This window comes from Alteromonas sp. M12, assembly GCF_037478005.1.
GTDB classification, from domain to species: Bacteria; Pseudomonadota; Gammaproteobacteria; order Enterobacterales; family Alteromonadaceae; genus Aliiglaciecola; species Aliiglaciecola lipolytica_A.
In genome coordinates this window covers 2231592-2252051 of sequence record NZ_CP144164.1, presented here as the reverse complement: position 1 = coordinate 2252051, position 20460 = coordinate 2231592, and the positions used below count along the sequence as shown (strand labels likewise).

The 20460-nt window shown below is 40.1% G+C and carries 18 protein-coding genes; 10 read left to right on the top strand and 8 right to left on the bottom strand.

Features of this window, described 5'->3' with window-relative positions; translation table 11 throughout:
* Nucleotides 1-14: 14 nt before the first annotated feature.
* On the bottom strand, nt 15-1433 hold the full coding sequence (locus VUI23_RS09635; RefSeq protein ID WP_342808058.1) for a mannose-1-phosphate guanylyltransferase/mannose-6-phosphate isomerase: 1419 nt from the start codon (nt 1431-1433) through the stop codon (nt 15-17).
* Nucleotides 1434-1745: 312 nt separating this feature from the next.
* On the opposite strand from VUI23_RS09635, the gene tcdA reads away from it, so the two are divergent.
* Nucleotides 1746-2522 (top strand): tRNA cyclic N6-threonylcarbamoyladenosine(37) synthase TcdA, encoded by a 777-nt coding sequence (gene tcdA / locus VUI23_RS09630; protein ID WP_342808056.1) that lies wholly within the window; start codon nt 1746-1748, stop codon nt 2520-2522.
* Between the two features lie 5 nt (nt 2523-2527).
* On the opposite strand, the gene VUI23_RS09625 is transcribed toward tcdA, so the two are convergent.
* Nucleotides 2528-3169 (bottom strand): hypothetical protein, encoded by a 642-nt coding sequence (locus VUI23_RS09625; protein WP_342808054.1) that lies wholly within the window; start codon nt 3167-3169, stop codon nt 2528-2530.
* 217 nt (nt 3170-3386) lie between these two features.
* On the opposite strand from VUI23_RS09625, the gene VUI23_RS09620 reads away from it, so the two are divergent.
* Nucleotides 3387-3800: a hypothetical protein gene (locus VUI23_RS09620; protein WP_216046420.1), complete on the top strand. Its 414-nt coding sequence runs from the start codon at nt 3387-3389 to the stop codon at nt 3798-3800.
* 19 nt (nt 3801-3819) lie between these two features.
* Here the strand turns inward: VUI23_RS09620 and VUI23_RS09615 are convergent, their stop codons facing one another.
* Both VUI23_RS09615 and VUI23_RS09610 read right to left on the bottom strand, forming a co-directional pair.
* Complete coding sequence (locus tag VUI23_RS09615) at nt 3820-4305, bottom strand: DUF2919 domain-containing protein (protein WP_342808052.1); 486 nt, start codon at nt 4303-4305, stop codon at nt 3820-3822.
* 53 nt (nt 4306-4358) lie between these two features.
* On the bottom strand, nt 4359-6149 hold the full coding sequence (locus VUI23_RS09610; protein WP_342808050.1) for a GGDEF domain-containing protein: 1791 nt from the start codon (nt 6147-6149) through the stop codon (nt 4359-4361).
* Nucleotides 6150-6569: 420 nt separating this feature from the next.
* On the opposite strand from VUI23_RS09610, the gene rimO reads away from it, so the two are divergent.
* Nucleotides 6570-7976, top strand: a complete 1407-nt coding sequence (gene rimO, locus VUI23_RS09605) for a 30S ribosomal protein S12 methylthiotransferase RimO (protein ID WP_342808048.1) — start codon at nt 6570-6572, stop codon at nt 7974-7976.
* A 422-nt stretch (nt 7977-8398) separates the two neighbouring features.
* Here rimO and rmuC read toward each other — a convergent pair whose 3' ends face one another.
* Together rmuC and VUI23_RS09595 are read right to left on the bottom strand one after the other, a co-directional pair.
* Nucleotides 8399-9877: a DNA recombination protein RmuC gene (rmuC, locus tag VUI23_RS09600; RefSeq protein WP_342808046.1), complete on the bottom strand. Its 1479-nt coding sequence runs from the start codon at nt 9875-9877 to the stop codon at nt 8399-8401.
* Nucleotides 9878-9973: 96 nt separating this feature from the next.
* Nucleotides 9974-11509, bottom strand: coding sequence for a fumarate hydratase (locus VUI23_RS09595; protein ID WP_303501006.1), 1536 nt, complete (start codon nt 11507-11509; stop codon nt 9974-9976).
* Between the two features lie 125 nt (nt 11510-11634).
* Between VUI23_RS09595 and pabB the strand changes: the two genes are divergently transcribed.
* The 3 genes from pabB to VUI23_RS09580 all read left to right on the top strand — a co-directional run bounded on the left by pabB (nt 11635) and on the right by VUI23_RS09580 (nt 15158).
* Nucleotides 11635-13077 carry an aminodeoxychorismate synthase component I gene (pabB, locus tag VUI23_RS09590; protein WP_342808043.1) on the top strand — a complete coding sequence of 481 codons (1443 nt, stop codon included), beginning with the start codon at nt 11635-11637 and terminating at the stop codon, nt 13075-13077.
* The gene (locus VUI23_RS09585) at nt 13074-13646 is read left to right on the top strand and encodes a CoA pyrophosphatase (protein ID WP_216046413.1); all 573 of its coding nucleotides are present in this window, start codon (nt 13074-13076) and stop codon (nt 13644-13646) included. The genes pabB and VUI23_RS09585 overlap by 4 nt, the downstream gene beginning before the upstream one ends.
* A 138-nt stretch (nt 13647-13784) precedes the next feature.
* The gene (locus tag VUI23_RS09580; RefSeq protein ID WP_216046412.1) at nt 13785-15158 is read left to right on the top strand and encodes an L-serine ammonia-lyase; all 1374 of its coding nucleotides are present in this window, start codon (nt 13785-13787) and stop codon (nt 15156-15158) included.
* A 32-nt stretch (nt 15159-15190) separates the two neighbouring features.
* On the opposite strand, the gene cysB is transcribed toward VUI23_RS09580, so the two are convergent.
* On the bottom strand, nt 15191-16165 hold the full coding sequence (gene cysB / locus VUI23_RS09575; RefSeq protein ID WP_216046411.1) for an HTH-type transcriptional regulator CysB: 975 nt from the start codon (nt 16163-16165) through the stop codon (nt 15191-15193).
* Between the two features lie 186 nt (nt 16166-16351).
* Between cysB and VUI23_RS09570 the strand changes: the two genes are divergently transcribed.
* Nucleotides 16352-17047 (top strand): HAMP domain-containing sensor histidine kinase, encoded by a 696-nt coding sequence (locus tag VUI23_RS09570; protein ID WP_303501002.1) that lies wholly within the window; start codon nt 16352-16354, stop codon nt 17045-17047.
* A 51-nt stretch (nt 17048-17098) separates the two neighbouring features.
* Nucleotides 17099-17866 (top strand): hypothetical protein, encoded by a 768-nt coding sequence (locus VUI23_RS09565; RefSeq protein WP_216046410.1) that lies wholly within the window; start codon nt 17099-17101, stop codon nt 17864-17866.
* A gap of 11 nt (nt 17867-17877) precedes the next feature.
* Here the strand turns inward: VUI23_RS09565 and VUI23_RS09560 are convergent, their stop codons facing one another.
* Nucleotides 17878-18756, bottom strand: a complete 879-nt coding sequence (locus VUI23_RS09560; RefSeq protein ID WP_342808041.1) for a LysR family transcriptional regulator — start codon at nt 18754-18756, stop codon at nt 17878-17880.
* Between the two features lie 110 nt (nt 18757-18866).
* Here VUI23_RS09560 and VUI23_RS09555 point away from each other — a divergent pair, with 110 nt between their 5' ends.
* Both VUI23_RS09555 and VUI23_RS09550 read left to right on the top strand, forming a co-directional pair.
* Nucleotides 18867-19580, top strand: a complete 714-nt coding sequence (locus tag VUI23_RS09555) for a CoA transferase subunit A (RefSeq protein WP_216046409.1) — start codon at nt 18867-18869, stop codon at nt 19578-19580.
* Nucleotides 19580-20236 carry a CoA transferase subunit B gene (locus tag VUI23_RS09550; protein WP_216046408.1) on the top strand — a complete coding sequence of 219 codons (657 nt, stop codon included), beginning with the start codon at nt 19580-19582 and terminating at the stop codon, nt 20234-20236. The genes VUI23_RS09555 and VUI23_RS09550 overlap by 1 nt, the downstream gene beginning before the upstream one ends.
* The last annotated feature ends 224 nt before the right edge of the window (nt 20237-20460 follow it).

Here is a 20460-nt window from a genome sequence, read left to right as displayed (position 1 = left end):
TGATAAATCCTTATTTACTTAGCAGTACGACCATATCTATCGGAAAAGCGAACAATATCATCTTCACCTAAATAACTACCTGATTGCACTTCAATAAGCTCAAGAGGCACTTTGCCTGGATTTTCTAACGCATGAACAATACCAATTGGAATATATGTCGATTCATTTTCAGTAACTAAGAAGGTTTCTTCGCCATTAGTCACTTTTGCGGTACCTGAAACTACAATCCAATGTTCCGCGCGGTGATGATGCATTTGAACTGACAATTTTTCACCAGGATTAACGGTAATTCGTTTCACTTGGAAACGGCCACCATTATCTATGGAGTCATAACTTCCCCAAGGTCTGAATACTTCACGATGAAATTCAAACTCAGGTCGATGCTGTGCTTTAAGTTCGTTAACCACGGTTTTAATGTCTTGAACTTTATTTTTGTTGGCTACCAAAATTGCATCTTTAGTTTCTACAACTACCACATCGTCCAAACCAACCACTGCAATTAAACGCTGCTCTGAATTAATGTAACTATTATTCGTATTGGTTAGCATCACATCGCCCACACAAACATTGCCTTGGGAGTCTTTTGTATCTGAGGTTTCCCACAACGACGACCAACTGCCAACATCATTCCAACCTGCATCAAGTGGAACCATAGCGGCATCGTCAGTTTTTTCCATTACCGCGTAATCCACCGAATCATCTGGACAGGTAGCGAAAATGTCAGCATCGACTCTAACGAAGTCCAAATCTTTAGATTCAGATGAAATCGCGTCTTTACATACTTTAAGCATCTCAGGTGCGAATTTTTCCAGTTCCTGCAAGTAACGACTTGCTTTGAACATAAACATTCCGCTGTTCCAATAGTAATCACCATTAGAAACGTACTTTTTAGCGGTTTCCATATCTGGTTTTTCTACGAATTGAGAAACCGCAAATCCGGTTTCAGAATGGTTTAATTGCTCGCCTCTGCGAATATAACCGTAACCAGTGTGTGCACTGTCTGGAACAATACCAAAGGTGACTAGTTTACCCTGTTCAGCCAATGCATTGGCATGTTGTATCGCTTTGTGGAAGGCTTTATTGTCTTTAATTAAATGGTCTGCAGCCAACACTAATAAAACCGGATCTTGACCTTCGCTACATGCTTGCAACGCAGCTAAAGCAATAGCAGGCGCGGTATTTCGGCCAACAGGTTCAAGTAAAATACCACCATGTTTCCTACCTTGTTGACGTAACTGTTCAGCAACTAAGAAACGATGGGCTTCATTACAAATGTAAATAGCAGGCTCTACTTGCAAACCATCGAGTCGGCTAATCGTATTTTGCAGCATGGTGTTTTCATCGGTTAATGCCAAAAACTGCTTTGGTAATGCAGCTCGAGATTTTGGCCACAATCTACTTCCAGATCCGCCGGCGAGTACAACTGGTTTCATGTATTTTTCCTTTTTTATATTTTAATGATGTCTAGATTAGCAACTCGCTAATATTGGATACTTTGAAGCTCGCCTAATTCTAGAAATCACCCGTTCCACAAACATAGTTAAACGCATGCTATAAAAGCTGCGCTTAGTAATCAACAACTGAATGTCTATTAACTGTAAATCGTCCATTTAAAGCCAATTACAAGCACAATATTAACTTTTGCCTTTCATTTTTTTAACTTCTAAACAGTGTCATAAATTAGCAATATTGATAGTACTTGTTATACTGCGCGGCAATCGAAATATCGCGAACAAATTTCATCTATGCAGGAACAAAAATCTCGCTTTGGCGGCACTGAAAGACTTTATGGTTTAACCGAAACACAGCGTCTAAAAGACGCTCATTTTTGTGTGGTTGGCATTGGTGGTGTGGGAACTTGGGCAGCTGAGGCTTTAGCCCGCACAGCAGTAGGTAATATCACCTTAATCGACCTAGATGATATTTGTACCACTAACACTAATCGCCAAATTCATGCCCTAACCGACACCGTTGGCGAAGCGAAAGTGGAAGTAATGGCTGCACGAATAAAGCAAATTAACCCTGATTGTAATGTAAATTGCATTGAAGATTTTGTCACCCCAGACAACTTAAATGAATATATGAACAATAGATTTGATTATGTCATTGATGCAATTGACAGCGTGCCTGCAAAAGCCGCTTTGATAGCCCATTGTAAACGAAATAAAATTAAGATAATTAGCACCGGAGGGGCTGGCGGTCAAATCGACCCAACCAAAATCACCATCGCAGACTTGTCAAAAACCATTCAAGACCCCCTTGCGGCGAAACTTCGCAATCAGTTAAGGCGCTTTCACAATTTCAGTCAAAATCCCAAACGTCGATTTGCCGTAGAGTGTGTCTATTCCACCGAACAACTGCGCTACCCTCAAGGTGATGGCAGTGTGTCTTGCCAAAAATCTGAGACTCAAAATAGCGCAAGACTGGATTGTAATAGCGGCTTTGGGGCATCCGTTTCAGTGACCGCATGTTTTGGTTTTTTTGCTGCATCACGAGCAATTAATAAGTTTTTATCAAGCTAAACTGCTCATGTTAGCCGGTTGCTCACTCGGGCTTTTTTAATATCTAAAATAATAGCCACGAACAACCAAATTAATACAATCGACACCATTAACCAGGTGCTCTCCGCGACCTGCATTATTTCTTCGCTTAATAGTGCAGTTGAGGTTATCAATATTAAGTAATAGGGTAAATTAAGCAATCCCGCTAACCAAACCACTTTTGACGGTCGTTTGTTAGCGCCTTGATTAAACATAAAAAATGCCAGTGAATTAATATGTACCATGGCCAGTAATAATGAACGTAAATTAGTCGCGGAATCAGACGAACTTGACTTACTATTTAAGCGGCCTAATTGGTAGTTAAGAAAAGAGCCCAATGTTGCGGCTAAAACCATTGCTATGGTCAAATATAGAATATCCTCTAAATTAGGCTTGGATAAAATAACCAACACCACCGCGAAAAATTGACCTGGAAAATAGAACCCCACATAGACAATTGATTCAGCTAAAATAATGAAGAAAATGAGGGTGTAAAAGTACTCTCCAAAAGCTGATTTTAGATTTTCAAGAATGGTAATTCCCGCCGGAATAATATCAAAGTGCACTAGGCTAGCGATTAAACCTAACGCGAATAAAGCGGTTGTTGGCAATATAAAGGCATATTTCATATCAAAGATACGCCATCTAATCATTTTGAGATCAACACAACCACATTTCACCTTGATAAATGTTGGAATTCATTACTATTAAAGAAAAGAAATTAGGCATGTTGCCGATATCTAGATAACCGATGCTTAATTGGATTGGAAAATTAGACAAAAGGCAATTATGTCGCCACAATCAAGGTATTAGTTTAGCGACACGAATAATAATTAAGGATACTTCATGCGTATGACCCAAGACGAACTCAATCAATTAATGGCAGACAGTGCCCAAAACGCGATTGATACAACATTGGATGAATTTAAACTGGTTTTGGATGGCACAGTTGAAAGTATCGCTTTAGTGGACGATGTGATTTTAGCTTGGATTGAAAAATACAAAGATCAAGCATTGGAAAATGATGCTGTATTCACAATATCTAATATTTACGGTGCATATATAGGTGAAATATTTAAACAGCTTGTGGGTGGAAATTGGCGCTATGATGAATCTGACAAAGATGCCCCTTACGTGGTTATGGAATATTCAGGTAAGTCTTATGCATTTGCCGGCATCTGTTATCAAAGATTGGTCAATGACAGCCAAATCAGTGTGCAAGACTACTTTCAACAAGCCGTAGGAAATAGCGTACAATAAAATAATAAAGAAAGTCAGTTTAAGAAGATACGGGCTGGTTATCGGCCCAATCTGCAATCATGTAACGTAAATGACGACTTTTGAAAATCCAATATAACACCACTAAATCAAATAAAAACAAGGTCGCTACCGCCCAAGAAAATTGCCAATGTTGGCTCAAAGAAATTTGTATTTGATGGAGCAAATCCAAAGTCACGGTTAGAATCAAACAAGGTTTAATTAGTCGTCTGATAAATTGCCATTTTGTGTCCCACCACTTTTCTCTATAAGCCACAATAATTATCGCGAGCAGCGCGCCACCACCAATTCCGAAACCAATAAACAGTTCATTCTTTTGCGGGTAAAATATTTCTAATAAGCCATCAGCATCGCGGAAATTACTTAGAGACAAAATAAAAATCACGTAGCTTTTGGCAAGAAATAAACAGCACCACCAAAAGAACCGTGGAGGTCTAATGCGTCCAGCTTCATCGTATTGACTCAAGGGTAATAATAATTTCGACATGTTACCTATCTTTAATGCTAGACACAGGCATCGCAGCCAAATGCAACAACCCTTTATTCATTCTCAGTTTGAATACCCAATGACAGAAGCATGTCATCAAGCACTTCATCTAAATCATCGAAGGTGCCGCTAGATATATATATACTCATACTTGAACGTATACTCACTTGCTGACCTTGTTGATCACCTAAAATTGTGCTTTCCAAAGCGTATCTCATACGTTCAAAAAATGATTTGGCTGAATCTTCCTCTATGTCAGTTAAACACACAATAAATTGTTCAGGTGCAAACCGACCTAAAATATCTCTATCGCGAGTTACCTGACTAAGGGTTGACGAAATTTGTTGTAACGCCAATTCACTATTTGTCGCACCTATTTGACGATTTACATCTCGGAAGTTACCTAAATCAAATAACGCTAAAGCATTAGCGCGGCCAGGCGAAGGTTCAGGTACACGACGAATTTTTGCCAGCGCAGCTTTACTATTTAATAAATTGGTAACCGAATCAAAGGACAAACTATTGAGGTATCTGCGACGTAACCAAAACACAATTGCGATGACCACGATCAAAAGCACACAGACGACTATGACGATTGTTTGAATACGTTCGTTTCTCGATTCTTGTAGACTGGACTCCAAACTTTGTATTTGACTGTGTAAATTAGCCACACCCAATATTTTGCCTGATTCTTGCTGCTCAATAGTCTTATTAATCATCACATCTGAAAATGCTTCAAAGGCTTTTTGCGCGTTTTCAACATCACCTAAAAACAACTGTATTTGCACAATAAATTTTAAGTAATCTTTGTTTCTATTGATGAATATTTTATAGCCATCGCTGGTGTTTTTTTCATCTTCTAAAAACTGTTTTAAGCAATTGATATCTTCATCTTCATAACACACCACAGCACTATACCAACGAAATAAGCTGTTAAATGTTGAGCTGTTAATTGAGTCTAGGTAGATTTTCCACTTCGCCAAACTATAACGTAACTGCTCAATATTATTAGTTCTATAATGATATCCGGCCTCAGCAAAGTGCAACCATACGTTAGAAAGCGCGGTATCCACAGAGATATTTACTCTCTTAAACTCTTGGATTGCTTGTTCGGCTTTTTCAAAATTCCCGCTCGCCATTTGTGAAGAGATCACACTCATGAGAGTGGCCAACAAATTGGAACTGGTGTACGTGCTTAACCCCAATTCATAAGACTTTTGAAACTGTTCAGCGGCTAAAATTTGTTGTCCGAGTGAGGCATATAATAGCCCGATATTATTGTGAATATGCGCTAACGCCGCCTGATCATTCTTTACAGCATAGGTTTCTAATAAGGCATACATTTTACCCAGCTTTACACCTTCATCCATGTCAGCATGACAGACCGTAATCAAGCCTAATTGCGCGCTTAAATGAATGTCCTTAAATTTATTTTTGGAAAGTTGCTCCGCGCGTTCGTAAAGTTCGCATCTCTCCAAGTTTTCTTGGACATCATAGATAAAGCCCAACTGATAAGTAGCGGATGCGTAATAATCCATTTCTTCATTCACATCGGCATTATTAATCAGTTCGATTAACGCTTGTTTGGCTTCCTCATGTTTGCCAACACAAATTTGCCAATGAGTCTTCATAACGGTTAATTGAAAACGTTGTGTGTCGTTTATTTCAGGAAGGTTTAAGTGCTCACCAATAGAAATATTTGCATCGTCTTCAGGACAATCATATGTATTGACTTTTGAGGAAAAAATAAAATCAGCGACTTGTTTATTTTGATCAGCGAAAACGACAGCGGAATTAAGCAGGCCAAACATGAAGAAATAAAAGCACACGGATTTTATAATCAAGATAACGTCCAACCCGCACTCTTTAAGGGAAAAGCAATTTAGCATGATTCAATTATTCTTATTACATTCAACCCTGAATGTTCAGGTGTATGAAATCAATAACGCGAGTTTAAGTCTTTCTAGTTTTAAGCACAAGACAGAATGAATTAGTAAGAAAAAACCAGCCAAACAGAAATACAAAATTGAAACGAAAATGGTTATTAGCAAACCTAAACACTTAGGCACATATACTGGCCTAAAGCTTATAGCGATGATTGAACGCTATCACTATCACGACCAATGACATTCCTGTATAATCCCGCGTATTAAAGTACCGACTCGTCGAGACGACGTTTAGTCAGCTAAACATGAGTTAATCCACCATTTATTAGTCTTAAACCGAAACGTTTAAGCAATACCAGCTATAGCACAAGGCACAAGATGACCGTAGAAATTGTTAACCCCAAGCAAACCACTACCCTAGAAACACCAGTGAAAGTCTTGGAATCAAATACCGTAAATAAAGTGACTTCGGGAACGAAGATAGGGTTTGTTAGCCTGGGCTGCCCCAAAAATTTAGTTGACTCAGAACGTATCTTGACGCAATTACGCACCGAAGGTTACGACGTTGTACCAACCTACAATGACGCTGAATTAGTGATTGTAAATACCTGTGGTTTTATCGATTCAGCTGTACAAGAGTCATTAGATACCATCGGTGAAGCATTAGCTGAAAATGGTAAGGTCATTGTTACCGGTTGTTTAGGCGTCAAAGAAGACGAAATTCGCGAAGTGCATCCTAATGTTTTGGCTATTACCGGTCCCCATGCATACGAAAGTGTGGTGGAACAGGTGCATGCGCATCTGCCAAAACCCCAACACGACCCTTTCATGCAATTAGTGCCAGATCATGGGATTAAATTAACGCCAAAACATTATGCCTATTTGAAAATATCCGAGGGCTGTAATCACAGATGCACCTTTTGCATCATCCCATCCATGCGCGGTGACTTAGTCAGTCGTCCTGTGGGAGAAGTGTTAGATGAAGCCACACGCTTAAAAAATGCAGGTGTAAAAGAGTTATTGGTTATCTCCCAAGATACCAGCGCTTACGGCGTTGACGTTAAGTATCAAACAGGGTTCTGGGATGGTATGCCGGTAAAAACCGACATGTTGGGGTTATGCAAAAAATTAGCTGAAATGGGAATTTGGGTACGATTGCACTATGTATACCCCTATCCTTCTGTTGATAAAGTGATCCCGCTTATGGCTGAAGGCAAAATACTGCCTTATTTAGATATTCCTTTTCAACATGCGACGCCGCGAATTTTAAAGCTGATGAAGCGTCCTGCGGCTGCCGAAAAAACCCTCGAACGGATCAAAGCTTGGCGTGCTATATGTCCACAATTAATTATACGCTCAACCTTTATTGTCGGTTTTCCAGGTGAAACAGAAGAAGAATTTCAACAACTTTTAGACTTCTTAACCGAAGCTCAGCTAGATAGAGTTGGTTGTTTCAAATACTCCGACGTAGAAGGTGCCAAGGCTAACGATTTGCCTGATCCAGTTTCCGAAACAGTTAAACAGGAGCGTTTTGAACGCTTCATGGCGCTTCAGTCGCAAATTAGCGCTGAAAAACTACAACAAAAAATAGGTCTGGAATACCAAATTCTGATTGATGAAGTGACAAGTGAAGGAGCTGTAGGTCGCTGTTTCGCCGATGCTCCAGAAATAGATGGGCAAGTTTATTTAACAGATGAATTTGACGTCAATCCTGGCGATCTAATTTGGGGCCAAATTATTCACGCAGACGAGCACGATATGTGGGCAGTAAAGGTAGAAGACTAACCCTTCGAACGTAGTAACATTCTGATCCCAACAAAATTTTAAAATTAATTTGCGGGCTGTAAATCAGCCCTATCTATTTTTAATATTCATAAAATCTTGCGGTTAACTCAGTCTAATTAAATTCTCGTGATAGTGTTAATACTCGCCCTCCAAGCATATACCAAGTGTCATTATTTCAGCTAGATTGGCAGGCATTGCTTTCGTGATCAGACTCTCAGCAAAGTGCCTTGAGTAACACAGTAAATAGTGGTTTAGGATTATTTATTTTCGCAGACAGTAGCTAAATTAATGTCCCACAACAACATGCAAAAACATTATCAAAATTGCCATTTTGGTGGTTATTCATTATTGTGATTTCGCTACTCTGGATTGAGCGTAAATTCCAGCTGTAAACCTATCGCTAAAGTGCTTTGTTGCAACATTTAGGTTTCGTCTAAATCGTCTTCTGCCTGTTCTACTAATGCTTGATTGAGGCGTTTATTGGTTTGTACTCCAAGATGACGGAACTGTTCGATTTGGCGAACAAGGTTGCCTTTACCAGAGACTAACTTATTGGTTGCTGCATCAACGTGTTTTTGCACAGTCTCTACAGACTTACTAATTTTTTCAATATCGTCCACAAAGCCATGAAACTTGTCGTAAAGCTTACCAGCTTGAGTTGCGATTTTTTGTGCATTTTGGTTTTGGTATTCGTATTGCCAAATGTTATTTATAGTGCGCAGTGCCACCAATAAATTAGTTGGGCTAACTAACATAATATTATTATCCAGTGCCAGTTTTACCAGCTCTGGCGCTTGGTCGATGGCCACTAAAAATGCAGACTCTATGGGGATAAACATCAACACATAATCGAGTGTGCGAATGCCTTTTAAATCTTGATAATCCTTTTTCCCCAGCTCCTTAATATGATTACGAATAGAATTAGTATGAGCTTGCAAAAATTGTTTACGGGCAACCTCATCATCTTGACAATTAAAATAGCGTTCATAATCTGCAAGGGACACTTTAGAATCGACAACAATGTCTTTGTCGTTGGGTAAGTGCACCACTACGTCTGGCTGATACAGTTTTCCCGACTCATTTTTGAGGCTAACTTGGGTATCGAACTCGTGTCCCTCACGTAAACCAGATTCAGTCAAAATGCGCTCTAGAACAACCTCTCCCCAATTACCCTGTTGTTTATTATCGCCCTTCAAGGCCTTGGTCAAAGCTGCTGCTTCTTGGGTAATTTGTTGATTGAGTTCTTTGAGTCCTAAAATCTCAGTTTTAAGGGAAGCTCGCTCTTGCCCTTCTTTTACATACTGATCGGAAACTTGCTTTTTAAAACCTTCGATTTGCTCTTTCAGTGGCGTTAAAAGAGCGTCCAATCCGGCTTTACTTGATTGTGTAAACTTCTCTTGTTTTTGTTCAAATATTTTATTCGCCAAATTTTCAAATTGTTCCTGCAAACGCTTTTCAGCACTGGCAAGTAAATCTAGTTTGTCTTCTAAGGCTATACGTTCTTGAGCAAAGCTAGCCGCTTGAGACTCTAGTTGTGAATAGTACTTATTTGACTTGTCGTTGGCTTTTTGGGCATTTTCCTGCCAAGTAGCAAGCTGTATAGTTAATTGTTCTATTTGCAGGTTTTTTTGTTCGAGCTCACCAAATTTTCGTTGTGCCACAAGTTGTTGTTGGTGGGCCTCATCAATTCTTAACTGCATTTTTTCTAATTCGTCATGCTGTTGCAGTATTTGATTTTCTAGTTGTTGTCGATTTTGATCCTGTTGCAGTTGCTCTTGCTTCTTTTCAGCTAAATGCTTTTGACGATTAATAACATTGGTTATCAATGCCCCTAACAATAACCCTAAAAAAGCGGCACTGATTAACAGTAAAATGGTATTTTGATCTAAATCTAAATTCATATTAATGGATTCTAACTCTAAATGACTGGCTTAAATGACGAAGTTTTTGACAAGGTAGATTAAGTGCATCCTAGACAGGATGCACTTTTGTAGCTTTTATTTAGAGGATTCTAACTTCTTGTTTAAATCTTCTATTTTCACTTTCCAAATTGCAGGACCAGTCTCGTGAGCATTAGCTCCGGTACTATCCACGGCAACGGTTACTGGCATATCTTCAACATCAAATTCGTAAATTGCTTCCATTCCTAAGTCTTCGAAAGCAACAACACGGGATTTTTTGATCGCTTTTGATACCAAATAGGCCGCGCCGCCCACTGCCATTAAATAGACAGCTTTGTGTTTAGCAATACTATCAACAGTAGCAGGTCCTCGTTCGGCTTTACCTATCATCCCCATTAAACCGGTTTTTTCCAGCATCATGTCGGTAAATTTATCCATACGGGTGGCGGTTGTTGGTCCTGCAGGACCAACAGCTTCATCGCCCACAGCATCAACAGGGCCAACGTAATAAATAAAGCGATTAGTTAGATCTACCCCTTCAGGTAAACCTTCACCGTTATCCATCATAGTTTGAATACGCTTATGAGCCGCGTCACGGCCTGTTAACATTTTGCCTGAAAGTAACACGGTTTCACCGACTTTCCAGTCCAAAATATCTTCTTTAGTGACAGTATCCAGATTTACTCGGCGAGTATTTTCACCCACTTCCCAAGTAATATCTGGCCAGTCTTCTAATTTAGGTGGAGTCAACTCCGCAGGGCCGCTTCCGTCTAGATAAAAATGAGCGTGACGAGTAGCTGCACAATTGGGGATCATGGCAACAGGTTTTGATGCGGCGTGGGTAGGTACTGACTTGATTTTGATGTCCACCACTGTGGTCAATCCACCTAAGCCCTGTGCACCAATACCAAGATCGTTAACCTTTTTGAAAATATCCAAACGCAGTTTTTCTTCTGTGGTTTGCGCGCCCCGCTCCATCAATTCTTGAATATCCACGGGATCCATCAGGCTTTCTTTGGCTAAGACAGCAGCCTTTTCAGCAGTACCACCAATACCTATTCCTAACATTCCAGGTGGACACCAACCAGCTCCCATAGTTGGGAGAGTTTTAACCACCCAGTCAGCGATATCATCGCTTGGATTGAGCATAACCATTTTCGATTTGTTTTCAGAGCCGCCGCCTTTGGCCGCTATCATCACTTCAATACCTTCACCTGGCACCATATCGATGTGCACTACAGCGGGTGTATTATCTTTGGTATTTTTACGAGCACCTGCGGGGTCAGATACAATAGAAGCTCTAAGTGGATTATCAGGATTAAGATAAGCACGACGCGTACCTTCATCTACCATTTGCTGTACAGTCATGTCTGTTTTATCCCACTGCACTCCCATTCCAACTTTAACAAAACAGGTGACAATACCTGTATCTTGGCAAAGTGGACGTTTTCCTTCTGCAGACATACGAGAGTTAATCAGTATCTGAGCCATGGCGTCTTTTGCGGCCTGACTTTTTTCTCTGTTATAAGCAGCTTCAACTGCTTTTACGTAGTCTATTGGGTGGTAATAGGAAATAAATTGTAATGCATCTTCAATGCTATCAATTAAATCTTGTTGACGAATGAGTGCCATAGGTGCCTCTAAATCAATTGTAGGGAAGTTTTTTGTGTCTTAAATATCCGCCAATATGATACCCTCTTGGAAACAATTGCTCCATCGCTAAACGCGTATAATTTAAATTTGTTGGTAAAATTTCCATGCAGCATAGCGCTTGTAAAAGCTCTCGTATTCAAACACTTGCTATTCCTCCTTCTACAGACATAACGGAATTGTTTGCGCATTTCTGCCAATCTAAATGGTCGATTTTGCTGGATTCATCGAATAGCACACACAAAAATGCCCGCTTTGATATTTTTGTTGCCAACCCTATAGCGGCGATTACCGCCAAACAGCACTTGTGTGAAATAGAATACTTTTATGACCAAGAAAATGGGTATTCTGCTATTCAAAAAGTACTGAAAATTGAAGGTCAGCCAATTCACATTTTGCGTACTTTGCTAAAATCCACACTCCCCAAAGCGCTACCGATAGAGACTGAAACGCCAATAAGCTTACCTTTCACCAGTGGTGCTGTGGGCTTTTTCGGCTATGATTTAGGCCGATGTTATGAATCTTTGCCTAGCTTAGCGAAAAATAGCTACAGTAATTCTGATATGGCCGTGGGTGTGTACGGTTGGAGTGTTATAAAAGATAATCAAACTGGGCTTTTTTATCTGGCAGATATTCCCGGCTTACCAGCGCCTAGTAAAAGTGAAATAGAAAATCTGCTCAACACCCCAGCCCATCCTGAAACCCAGCAAAAATATAAGTTGGAAACACGCTGGGAAGCAAATATGTCGAAGGCCGAATATGTGACTAAGCTGCAAAGGATTCTGGATTACTTGCGCGCGGGTGATTGTTATCAGGTCAATTTAGCACAACGTTTTAGTGCCCGATTTAGCGGCTCTACTTGGCAAGCATATTTAAAATTAAGAAAATCCAATCAAGCTCCTTTTTCTGCTTACATTCAACTTTTAAACCGCACAGTTTTAAGTATTTCTCCTGAACGATTTTTAAAAGTGAAAGACAATCAGGTCGAAAGCCAACCCATCAAGGGCACTCGGCCTCGGGCAACGGAGTTGAAAACAGATCTACACAATATCGAAGAATTAAGAAACTCCGCCAAAGATCGTGCCGAGAATTTAATGATAGTAGACCTATTGCGAAATGATTTGAGTAAAACCTGTGAAGATCATTCTATTCAAGTACCTGAACTTTTCGCCATCGAAACCTTCGAAGCGGTGCACCATTTAGTCAGTACCGTAACTGGCACTCTAAAAGCAGATAATGATAGCTTGAGTTTATTAGAAGGTGCGTTTCCAGGTGGTTCGATTACCGGAGCCCCGAAAATCCGGGCAATGGAAATCATTGATGAATTAGAGCCAGATAGACGCAATATCTATTGTGGTAGCATTGGTTATATAGATAGAAACGGTGATATGGATACAAGTATCTGTATTCGCACTTTATTATGTGAAGATTCACAGATATATTGTTGGGCAGGCGGTGGAATTGTACTAGATTCAAATCCTCAAGATGAATATCAGGAAAGTTTAGATAAAGTGTCGAAAATTTTACCTATTTTGGACAACGACCAGTGAACAAAGAAGAGTTTATTCGTCGATTTCAACATATTAGACAAGTCAAACCTGAAGCGGATTTTCCCTTACTGAAAGCCGGTAAACCCGCTGCTGTGCTGATCCCGATTATTGAACGGGCTGATCAGTTAACCGTATTATTTACGCAGCGCGCGATGCACTTAAAGAACCACCCTGGACAAGTTAGCTTTCCCGGCGGAAAGCTAGAAGACAGCGATATTAATTTAGCACATACAGCGCTGCGAGAAACGCAAGAAGAGATAGGACTGACGTCCGATAAAATCACTTTGATTGGCAGCCTTCCCAAATTTCGCACCGTTAGTCGTTTTGAAGTGACGCCCTTTTTGAGCTTTGTTGAGCCTGAGTTCGACCTTGTTTTAGACCGAAACGAAGTAGACAACGTGTTTGAAGTACCGTTGTTGCACCTTATGGATAAACAAAATCATCTTATTCATTGGGTTAAACGTAACAATGCTAAACACCCTATTTATTTCATAACTTGGCAAGACAAGACCATTTGGGGCGCTACAGCTTCATTTGTGAGACTGCTGTCAAATCACATCGACTACTAGCACATTTAGCAAGCTGTATAAGTTTTGTTTACGCCCTCATTAACAATTCTCGGTTAAAAGTTGCCTGTAAACACTTGCCCTCCAGAGTAACTATCAGCATAGTAATATGACATTCATATTAACTAGGAAAATACAGCAATGATCAGCGTTTTTGACATGTTTAGCATTGGTATCGGTCCATCGAGTTCACACACTGTGGGCCCCATGCGTGCAGCAAATGCCTTCTGTCAGCAACTATCTTCAGACAATTTATTAACCAACGTTGATCAAGTCTGTGTGGAATTATTCGGCTCTCTCGGACAAACCGGTAAAGGTCATGGTACTGGAAAAGCGGTTATTTTAGGATTAATGGGGTTTGATCCGGAAACCGTCGACGTATCTAAGGTGGAGGATTGGCTGTCCGAAATTGCGAGCTCACAACAAATAAATTTGAACGCTACTCACAAAGTTAAATTTCCCCGTGAAGGCGCAATTGTTTTTCATCGTCGTAAAACCTTACCCTTGCATTCAAATGGCATGACCATTCATGCCTATCAAAATAAACAACTAGTACTAAGTCAGACTTATTATTCTATTGGTGGCGGGTTCATTGTAAAACAAGAAGACTTTCAATCAGTTAAAAACATGTCCCTTGAAAAAGAACAAAAACCTTTACCTTACCCGTTCGCAAGTTCTTTGGAATTGATTAAACAATGTAAAGATAACGGCCTATCGATAAGCGCATTAATGTTAGAAAACGAGTCGACAGTGCAGCCGAAATCGGAAGTCATTGATAAGCTCTGGAATATTTGGCAGGTTATGTTGGAGTCTGTGCACAACGGAATTCAAACAGAAGGTATTCTGCCAGGAGGCTTGAAAGTGACTCGTCGAGCTCCAGCCCTTTATCGTCGTTTAGAGACAGAACAAACGGCGGATCCGATGCAAGCAATGGATTGGGTTAACCTATTTGCGTTGGCTGTTAATGAAGAAAACGCGGCCGGAGGAAGAGTTGTAACCGCTCCGACCAATGGTGCTGCTGGCATTATTCCTGCGGTTTTATGTTATTTTGACAAGTTTGTTAGGAAAGTAGAAAAACCCACGGCGGCTCGTTATTTACTCACCGCTGCTGCTATCGGCATTTTATATAAGAAGAACGCGTCCATATCAGGAGCTGAAGTTGGATGCCAAGGAGAAGTCGGTGTTGCCTGCTCAATGGCTGCAGGAGCGTTGACGGAAATAATTGGTGGCTCAGTGGATGCGGTTGAAAATGCAGCTGAAATTGGTATGGAGCATAATTTAGGGCTTACCTGTGATCCTGTTGGCGGCTTAGTACAAGTACCTTGTATTGAGCGCAATGCGATGGGAGCCATCAAAGCAATAAATGCGTCAAGGCTGGCCCTAAGAGGCACTGGTCAACACAAAGTATCGTTAGACAAAGTGATTAAAACCATGTGGGACACTGGTAATGACATGAAGTCCAAATACAAAGAAACCGCACGAGGCGGTTTAGCAGTAAATATTATAGAATGCTGAAGTAATTTTCTAGCTTGTAATGCTTTACCCGTTTACTTAACGGGTAAAGTTAGTCCTTTAAACATTTTCTCTACTTCATCGTTATTCTTTTGCATCATCGCACGTTCAACAACATCTTTGGTTAGATGCGGCGCAAAACGTTCGATAAATTCATACATATAGCTACGTAAGAAAGAGCCTTTTCTGAAACCAATTTTGGTTGTGCTATATTCGAATAAGTGGCTGGCGTCTATTTTAACCAAATCACTATCTAATTTGTCATCGACTGCCATAGAGGCAATTACACCAACCCCGACTCCAAGCCTTACGTAGGTTTTAATTACATCGGCATCCGTAGCGGTAAAGACAATCTTCGGCTCTAATCCAGCACGGTCAAAGGCTTGGTCTAATTCAGAACGGCCAGTAAATCCAAAAACATAAGTCACTAAAGAATACTCAGCAATGTCTTGAATGGTGATCGTTGTCTTCTTAGCTAATGGATGATCACGATTGACAATAATACTGCGATTCCAGTGGTAACACGGCAACATCACTAAATCATTGTACAAATGCAGTGCTTCTGTAGCTATGGCAAAGTCAGCCTCACCTTTTGCTGCCAAGTCACTTATTTGTGAAGGTGTACCTTGATGCATATGCAGTGACACTTTTTTGTATTTACCCATAAAGCCTTTTATCACATCAGGCAACGCATAACGTGCTTGAGTATGAGTAGTAGCGATATTCAGTTTACCTTGATCCGGCAAAGTGTGCTCTCTCGCTACCGCTTTTATGCTTTCTACTTTCGCCAAGATTTCACGTGAAATATTGATCACATCTTGGCCAGCATCGGTGACATGAGTTAGATGTTTACCACTACGTCCGAAAATCTGGACGCCGAGTTCATCTTCTAACATGCGAACTTGTTTGCTTATCCCCGGTTGCGAGGTGTATAAATTTTCTGCCGTAGCCGAAACATTCAGATTGTTGTTTAAGACTTCAACAATATATCTTAGTTGCTGTAATTTCATTTTTATTAACCAAGTGCCTTTAAGTACATATGCATATATTCAAAATATATATACTGTAGGTTACATTAATTCCATAAAATTTTAATAAAAATCTGCTTTTTTATTCCAGTAATGCAAAAATTTTGGTAAATATCCCCTAGTTCAGGGATACTTAATTTTTTGTAGCCCAGTTCAACGAGTATTACAGTGACAGCAAAAGAGCAACAATTGATTGACTTTTCGACGGTACTGGCTGCGGCAGTGCACGATATGAAAAGCTCACTAAATCTTTTACAACAATCTATTGATGGTCTTAATAAAACCATCACAGCAGATAATCACTCAGCTCAGCAATTTTTATCGACAGCTCACTATGAATCTTCACGCTTAAATACGGGTTTAGTACAACTTTTGTCTTTATATAGGGCGGAAATGGAAAATCTGCCGATAAATGAAGATGAGTGTTTTATTGACGATTTATTAGAAAATATTTTTATTACCCATGAGCACTACCTGGGACATAGAAATATGACGCTGGAAATCGAACAAACTCCGGGACTAGTGCGTTATTTAGACCAAGATTTAATTACTCTTTTGTTAAATGACATTTTGGTCAATGCTATACGATACGGCAGTAAGAAATTGCGAGTTTCGGCTTATGAACAGGATGATTGGTTATACATCAAAGTCGAAGACGATGGTGAAGGTTATCCTTGTAAAATGTTAGCCAACAATGAACTCAAAATGCAGGATTTTAAAATAAGTAATGGGCGAACAGGTTTAGGATTGTTTTTTGCCAGATTGATAGCTTCTGCTCACCGTCGAGGTGATAAAAAAGGCGAAATAGCGTTATCTAATGGCGGAAATTTAGGCGGCAGTGTATTTACACTTAAGTTGCCTTAACATCCGGTTTTATCATTCAAAAAGTCAGTTGTTACAGGATTTAAAGGCTAAATGATTTTTCCTATCATAATAATATTAATTGTTTCATTAGTTGTGGTTGCAATTGTGGTGAACGCATTGCAACAGCACAAAGAAAAAGTTGAGGCTGAAAAACGGACTGAGATTGCCAAACAAAAATCGGTAATTGATGAGACTGAAGATATTTTAATGACGGTGGATACTATCCCAGTATCGCAACGCTTAGTTGCCGTGCTGCAAAACCGTATTCTTAACGCCTTGAAAGTTATTTATGAATTAAATCCAACCATGCCTGAATTAAAGCAACGGATTAAACAATCCCAAGATCGCTTAAAAATGGTTGATATGGACACACCTCCTCCGTCACACGAAAACTTCGTGTTACCCGATAGCGATAAAATGGTGATTCAGTATATTCAAGCGGTTAAAAAGTTTCGTTCCTTATTGCGCTCAGAACATGCCAAAGGAAAGGTAGATACTCAGTTATACACGTTAGAAGATCGACAACTTTCGGCTCTACAAATTAAAGTAAATGTTGAAACTTTAGCGAAACGAGGAAACTCGGCCTTGCAATCGAATATGTTGGGATCTGCTCGTCAGTATTTTGAAAAAGCCATTGCCGCTCTGGAAGCACAAAATCAGCCTGATCAATACAATATTGAGCGCAAAGCTTCCCTTGAAGAACGATTAAAAGTTATTCAAGACAATCTGCGCAACGCCAATGCAAAAGATAGACAGAAAAAGCAAGAAGAAGAACGAGACGAATTGGACGAATTGTTCGCCCCCAAGAAAAAGTGGTAAATCCCCTTTTATTATTTTTCAACCAGCAGTTGCCACAACGTTTCAGCAGGCACCGACAGGGACTTTCTTGACGCTTTAACCATGCCGATTCGGCGCACTAAGTTTTCTCCTGCAATGGGTAAACAGACAAGTTCGTTGTGGCTAAATTGCTGCTGACAAATTCCCGGCACTACTGATACCCCAAGATCTTGTTTAACACATTCGCCTAAAGTCGCCAGTTGATTCGCTTCAGCCACAATATGTAAATCGATTCCATTGTGTTGGGCAAAGGTTTCAATCCACTTACGCACAGATGATCCCCTGTTCAACACAACAAACGGATATTCACACAACTGCTGCCAAGTCACATCTGCACAACTTGAAAGAGGATGATTCGAGGCGACAACGGCGACAAATTTGTTATTCATCAAAGGATAAAAATCTAAACCATCCAATTGTTCATTTTCAAAGGTAAATCCAATTTCGGCGCGACCTTCTCGCACCGAATCAATCACATCTTCCATTACTACATCACGTATTGTCAGATTAATATCTTTCCACTTTTGGTGAAATGACTTCAAAACCCCAGGTAAAATGCTACTTGCAAAAGACGGCATCGCGGCAATAGTTAGTCGCCCCCGCTGCATAGCAAAGAGGTCTTGCATATCTGCAATGGCCGTTTCCCAATCATGCATTAAGCGCTTAGCCATAGGCACAAACTCGCGACCTTCATGACTTAATTGCACTTTACGTGTTGTTCGTGAAAACAACGCACCCCCTAAAAATGTTTCTAATTTTTTAATCGAGGTTGATAAAGCAGGTTGCGAAAGGTGCACTTTTTCTGCGGCTTCTGCAAAAGTGCTAGATTGGGCTAATGTTATAAAACACTGGAGTTGTTTATAAGACAACATGATTTACACCAATTGATAAATTTAATTTATTAATATGCATATTAAATCAATTTTACTTTAGTTCAAGTTGGATTAATACTAAGTTAAATTTATGTAAAAAAGAGGCTTTTATGAGCGGATTTAATAAAGTTGTTACCAGCTATGAAGACGCATTAGCCGGCTTAAAAGACGGTATGACCGTGATTGCTGGCGGATTTGGTTTGTGTGGTATACCCGAAGGGCTAATCGCACAAATAAAAGCGATGGGAACCAAAGACTTAACTGTTGTTTCCAACAACTGTGGAGTAGACGGTTTTGGTCTTGGATTGTTGCTTGAAGACAAACAGATTAGAAAAATGGTTTCCTCTTATGTTGGAGAAAACGCCCTATTTGAAAAGCAATTATTAGACGGAGAGTTAGAAGTAGAATTGACTCCACAAGGGACGTTAGCTGAAAAGATGCGTGCCGGCGGAGCTGGAATCCCTGCATTTTATACTGCTACCGGCTACGGCACTCCCGTAGGTGAAGGCAAAGAAGTCAAAGAGTTTAATGGGCGTCCTTATATTTTAGAAGAATCTATCACCGGCGACTTTGCCATCGTCAAAGCCTGGAAGGCTGATATTTTTGGTAATTGCATCTATCGTCATACAGCTCAGAATTTTAACCCTATGGCAGCAACAGCGGGAAAGATTACGGTTGTTGAAGTGGAAGAAATCGTTCCACCCGGAGCAATTCCACCCAGCCAAATTCATACTCCCGGTATTTACGTAAACAGAGTAATCCAAGGCAAATTCGAAAAACGAATTGAACGCCGTGTAGTTGCTAAAACCCAAGGAGAAATCTAATGGCTTTATCTCGAGATCAAATAGCTATGCGCGTCGCTCAAGAATTTCAAGACGGAGATTACGTGAATCTTGGTATTGGTATTCCAACACTTGCAGCCAACTATGTGCCTGAAGATATTGCTGTAATGTTGCAATCTGAGAATGGTCTATTAGGAATGGGGCCAAATCCAACTGAAGAGCAATTAGATGCCGACATGATCAATGCAGGCAAAGAAACTGTAACCGCAATTACTGGAGCATCCATTTTCAATTCAGCTGAAAGTTTTGCGATGATCAGAGGCGGTCATGTAGATTTTACGGTATTAGGTGCATTTGAGGTAGATACCAGTGGCAACATTGCTTCTTGGATGATCCCTGGCAAGCTAATAAAAGGCATGGGGGGAGCAATGGATCTTGTAGCGGGAGCGAAAAACATCATCGTCACTATGACCCACGCAGATAAATACGGTAACTCAAAACTGTTGGAAAGCTGCACATTGCCGCTGACTGGAGTGAACTGTATTAATAAAATTATTACTGATTTAGCTGTGGTTGAAGTGAAAGACGGTGCTTTTCATTTATTAGAGCTCGCTCCAGGGGTTTCGGTTGATGAAGTTAAACAGAAAACAGCTGGAAAACTCGTTGTGAGTAACGATGTAAAAGAAATGACATTTTAGTTTAGTTTTAGTGTGTAGTTGAAGGATATGTTCCCTGCCCTCAACTACACAGTTTTATTCGTATGAAACGTTTTTTAGATTTTTATATATCAGCTTTCAAAATTCCAAATAACTTTAAGTCATCACACTGAATGACAATTCCCCAGACTTTTTTAGACTTCACATAAAACTCCCCTTCAGTTGTTTGCATTTGTAGATTGATAGATTAAAATCACTTCAACTTG

Excerpts from the sequence above, each read along its gene's own strand:
- rimO (WP_342808048.1), top strand. The coding sequence starts at position 6,570 with ATGACCGTAGAAATTGTTAACCCCAAGCAAACCACTACCCTAGAAACA.
- VUI23_RS09555 (WP_216046409.1), top strand. The coding sequence starts at position 18,867 with ATGAGCGGATTTAATAAAGTTGTTACCAGCTATGAAGACGCATTAGCC.
- VUI23_RS09550 (WP_216046408.1), top strand. The coding sequence starts at position 19,580 with ATGGCTTTATCTCGAGATCAAATAGCTATGCGCGTCGCTCAAGAATTT.
- tcdA (WP_342808056.1), top strand. The coding sequence starts at position 1,746 with ATGCAGGAACAAAAATCTCGCTTTGGCGGCACTGAAAGACTTTATGGT.
- VUI23_RS09595 (WP_303501006.1), bottom strand. The coding sequence starts at position 11,509 with ATGGCACTCATTCGTCAACAAGATTTAATTGATAGCATTGAAGATGCA.
- VUI23_RS09565 (WP_216046410.1), top strand. The coding sequence starts at position 17,099 with ATGATTTTTCCTATCATAATAATATTAATTGTTTCATTAGTTGTGGTT.
- VUI23_RS09560 (WP_342808041.1), bottom strand. The coding sequence starts at position 18,756 with ATGTTGTCTTATAAACAACTCCAGTGTTTTATAACATTAGCCCAATCT.
- VUI23_RS09635 (WP_342808058.1), bottom strand. The coding sequence starts at position 1,433 with ATGAAACCAGTTGTACTCGCCGGCGGATCTGGAAGTAGATTGTGGCCA.
- VUI23_RS09620 (WP_216046420.1), top strand. The coding sequence starts at position 3,387 with ATGCGTATGACCCAAGACGAACTCAATCAATTAATGGCAGACAGTGCC.
- VUI23_RS09580 (WP_216046412.1), top strand. The coding sequence starts at position 13,785 with ATGATCAGCGTTTTTGACATGTTTAGCATTGGTATCGGTCCATCGAGT.
- VUI23_RS09615 (WP_342808052.1), bottom strand. The coding sequence starts at position 4,305 with ATGTCGAAATTATTATTACCCTTGAGTCAATACGATGAAGCTGGACGC.
- rmuC (WP_342808046.1), bottom strand. The coding sequence starts at position 9,877 with ATGAATTTAGATTTAGATCAAAATACCATTTTACTGTTAATCAGTGCC.
- VUI23_RS09625 (WP_342808054.1), bottom strand. The coding sequence starts at position 3,169 with ATGAAATATGCCTTTATATTGCCAACAACCGCTTTATTCGCGTTAGGT.
- pabB (WP_342808043.1), top strand. The coding sequence starts at position 11,635 with ATGCAGCATAGCGCTTGTAAAAGCTCTCGTATTCAAACACTTGCTATT.
- cysB (WP_216046411.1), bottom strand. The coding sequence starts at position 16,165 with ATGAAATTACAGCAACTAAGATATATTGTTGAAGTCTTAAACAACAAT.